General features: G+C 69.1%; 1 protein-coding gene, 3 tRNA genes and 1 CRISPR repeat array. Of the genes, 1 reads left to right on the top strand and 3 read right to left on the bottom strand.

The genetic code is table 11. The features are described 5' to 3' along the window. Window positions 1-44: 44 nt before the first annotated feature. A CRISPR array of direct repeats spans window positions 45-866; the repeat unit is 28 nt; unit sequence GTTTTCCCCGCACACGCGGGGATGAGCC. 680 nt (window positions 867-1,546) lie between these two features. The 3 genes from BH719_RS05505 to BH719_RS05495 all read right to left on the bottom strand — a co-directional run bounded on the left by BH719_RS05505 (window position 1,547) and on the right by BH719_RS05495 (window position 1,850). Then, window positions 1,547-1,622: transfer RNA gene (locus tag BH719_RS05505), tRNA-Phe, on the bottom strand. A gap of 28 nt (window positions 1,623-1,650) precedes the next feature. Then, window positions 1,651-1,724 (bottom strand) — tRNA-Asp (locus BH719_RS05500). A gap of 53 nt (window positions 1,725-1,777) precedes the next feature. Beyond that, window positions 1,778-1,850: transfer RNA gene (locus BH719_RS05495), tRNA-Glu, on the bottom strand. A 141-nt stretch (window positions 1,851-1,991) separates the two neighbouring features. Here BH719_RS05495 and BH719_RS05490 point away from each other — a divergent pair. Beyond that, on the top strand, window positions 1,992-3,633 hold a 1,642-nt coding region (locus tag BH719_RS05490; RefSeq protein WP_009743783.1), incomplete at its 3' end, for a mechanosensitive ion channel family protein.

Here is a 3,633-nt window from a genome sequence, read left to right as displayed (position 1 = left end):
TATACCCGGGATAATCCAAGAACGTGTTGATGCCCGAGTGCGACGTTTTCCCCGCACACGCGGGGATGAGCCGTCGTCCACCCCCACGGCCACAACGCCCTCCGCGTTTTCCCCGCACACGCGGGGATGAGCCCGGCCGAGGCGGCGCCCCCCGCGTCCAGAGGGTGTTTTCCCCGCACACGCGGGGATGAGCCGGCCGCGACCCACTCCCCACCGGAAACGAGAACGTTTTCCCCGCACACGCGGGGATGAGCCCCGGTCTCGCCCACCTCCTGCGCACCATCGAGGGTTTTCCCCGCACACGCGGGGATGAGCCGGAAACGCGGCATGAGCGAGCGCAGCATGTCGCGTTTTCCCCGCACACGCGGGGATGAGCCGCCAACGGCGTCGCGGCCATGCGCCGCCGCCTGGTTTTCCCCGCACACGCGAGGATGAGCCCGTCGCCGCCGTCGCGGCGGCGCACGCGCACGTGTTTTCCCCGCACACGCGGGGATGAGCCCGGCCCTCGACAGTACCGACGAGGCCGGGGCCGGTTTTCCCCGCACACGCGGGGATGAGCCCCGGACGGGCGGAAACTGGCGCCCCGAGGAGGGGTTTTCCCCGCACACGCGGGGATGAGCCGAGCGCCGCAGGGGTGCGCGAGGTCGTCGTCCCGTTTTCCCCGCACACGCGGGGATGAGCCCGCGGCGTGCAGCGACCGCTTGGTCGCCCTTCAGTTTTCCCCGCACGCGCGGGGATGAGCCACGGCGGGCTTGGTCAGCGCCCCTTCGACAGGGCGTTTTCCCCGCACACGCGGGGATGAGCCCCCGCACAGGCGGGCCCGCACGTTCACGCGGCGGTTTTCCCCGCACGCGCGGGGATGAGCCGGGAATCCTGCGGGGAGCCGCTTCCCCGAACAGGGGTCGGCTTAGTGTTCACCCCGGCCGCTGCGTCTAGGAGACCAGCCAGTGAGCACACGAAGTACTCACAGTGCTGAGCCTCGCGGAAACAGGAGCAGAGGTGCACCTCCACGTCGATTCCCACGGCCCGGGAGTGAAGGATCCTGACGCGGAGACAGATGGGCGGATCTGGGGGTTCAAGGCGCCCCAGGATACGAATCATACCGTTTCCAGCCAGTTCGAATGAGTTGGTAAGCAGGTGTTGTGATTGACGCTCGGCCTGCGAAGGTGCGGTCTTGATAGTGAACCCGCTTTTGTGCAAGCGGAACGGAGGTTCGCTGGGTAGTCAAAACCGTGGATTTGGTCGTCATCACGAAAGGTGGAAAGGCTCATAGGTTCTCGAAGCAGTGATATCTTAAGGGACGAGGGTGGTAGCCAGCCCACCTGGGAGTGATCCCCGGGCAGGCGGGCCACCCTCGTCGCGTGTGGCTCAATTCCTCAACCATGGGCGCAACGTCTGGCTCGTATGGCTGAGCCCCCACCTACCCCGTCCGGGGCGCGACGACCGGGGATCGGCGGCCCCGGCCCCCGCTTCGTATGCACAGTGCCCCCGCCTCGTGCGCACAACCGCACAAAAAATCCCCGAAGCCCAAGGGACTTCGGGGAAGTGGTGGCTCCGACCGGCGTCGATCCGGTGACCTTTCGATTTTCAGTCGAACGCTCTACCAACTGAGCTACAGAGCCAGGACCGGGACCGTTACGGTCTGGTCGGCGACCCCGACGGGACTTGAACCCGCGACCTCCGCCGTGACAGGGCGGCGCGCTAACCAACTGCGCTACGGGGCCTTACAACAGGTAAGACCTATTGAGTTATTGCGCTTCCACGATTGCGGGAGCCGTACCCCCAACGGGATTCGAACCCGTGTCGCCGCCGTGAAAGGGCGGTGTCCTAGGCCGCTAGACGATGGGGGCCGTTTGGCCGCCGGACTGGCGCCCGAAGACGAGGATTACTTTAGGCAGAACATGCCTTCCAGGTCAAAACGCCCGCCCGTGACCCCTAACACACCTTGCGCCTTTCAGGAAGCAGTCAGGCACGGGGCATACGCTTCCGCCATGCGCACTCTTCCACCCCAATTTGCACATGTTCTGGCGGCGTCGGGCGACTCGGGGCAGTCCGACGGAGCCTCCGAAGTGGTCACCCACGCCCTCGACCTCGCGTCGCTGCTGCTGGGCAGCGCCGTCGGCGCCTTCGTCGGACTGGTCATCGCGGTCCTGGTGCACGCCATCGCACGGGGCGCCCTGGCGAAATCGGCCATCGCCTCGGCCCTGCTGGGCCGCACCCGCTCCGCGTCCTACGGCTCCTTCCTCACGTGGGGCGGGTGGATCGGCCTGCAGGTGACCCTGTCCAACATCGACCTGATGGACTGGTCGAACGGCACCACAGTGTCGGTCATGTCCCACCTGCTGCTCATCGCCGCGCTCGCGTGCTTGACATGGGTGGGCTACTCCGCCGCGTGGCTGGTCGAGGACGCGGCGAAACTGCGGCAGAAGCAGGACAAGGGGCGCTCGCGCCGCTTCGAGACGCAGGCCCAGGTCATCCGGCGCCTCATGCAGGTGGTGATCAGCGTCGTCGGCCTGTGCGCGGTCCTGGGCACTTTCGAAGCCGCCCGCCAGGCGATGACCACGATCCTCGCCTCCGCCGGCCTCGTCTCGGTCATCGCGGGCCTGGCGGCCCAGCAGACCCTCGGCAACGTGTTCGCGGGCGTCCTGCTGGCGTTCACCGACGCCATCCGCGTGGGCGACGTGGTCGTGGCGGGTCCGAAGGGCGAGAACGGTTCCGTGGAGGAGATCACCCTCAGTTACGTCGTGGTCCGGGTCTGGGACGAGCGCCGCCTCATCACCCCGTGCACCTACTTCACGTCCACGCCCTTCGAGAACTGGACGAGGCGCGCCGCCGCCCAGTTGGGCACCGTCGAGCTCAAGCTCGATTGGAGCGCCCCCGTGAACCTCATCCGCCGCAAGGTCGAGACTCTCCTCACCAGGACCGATCTGTGGGACGGGCGCACGTGGACGGTGCAGGTCACCGACTCCGACCAGGACACGGTCACGGTGCGGGTCCTGGTCTCCGCGAAGGACTCCGGGACCCTGTCCGACCTGCGCACCTTCCTGCGCGAGCACCTCATCGCGTGGATCGTCGCCGAGCACCCCGCCGCGCGCCCGGCCCGCCGCCTCGAGCCCCTCAGGACCGTCACTGTGACCCACGACCCCACGGGGGAGAAGGCGGCCTCCCTGGCCGAGGAACTCGCCGGCATCGCTGGCACCGGCGTGAATGAGGCAGGGGCGGCGCTCGTGGCCCCTCCTGCTTCCGCGGAAGCCCCGGCCCCCGTGTCCGACGCCTCGAAGACCCCCAGGGACGCGGCGCACGCCGCCCGCATGGTCGCCGCCCGGCGCAAGCACAAGCTCGCCAGGCGCCGGGCGATGGCCGAGCGCCAGCGGGAGCTCGCCCACGGGGGGCCGTCCCAGGGCGAGGAGACCCAGGTGATGAGCGAGACCGCCGTCGGCCGCGTCCTGAGCGAGGGCAGGGTGGGGGTGCGCCCGAAGAGCACCGACGGGCCGGCCACCGCCGTCCACGGGATCGATCGGACGCGGATCCTCGAGGCGGTCGACGGCGGTGGGAGGGGGCGCCCCGCTCCCGCCCCAGCCGGGGCGCCCGCTCCGCGACCTGCTCCCGCCCCGCGCCCTGCCCCGGCGGCCT

Source organism: Pauljensenia hongkongensis, from assembly GCF_001746855.1.
Classification (GTDB): domain Bacteria; phylum Actinomycetota; class Actinomycetes; order Actinomycetales; family Actinomycetaceae; genus Pauljensenia; species Pauljensenia hongkongensis.
The sequence above is the reverse complement of the archived record's forward strand: the minus strand, read 5'-3'. Positions and strand labels throughout refer to the sequence as shown.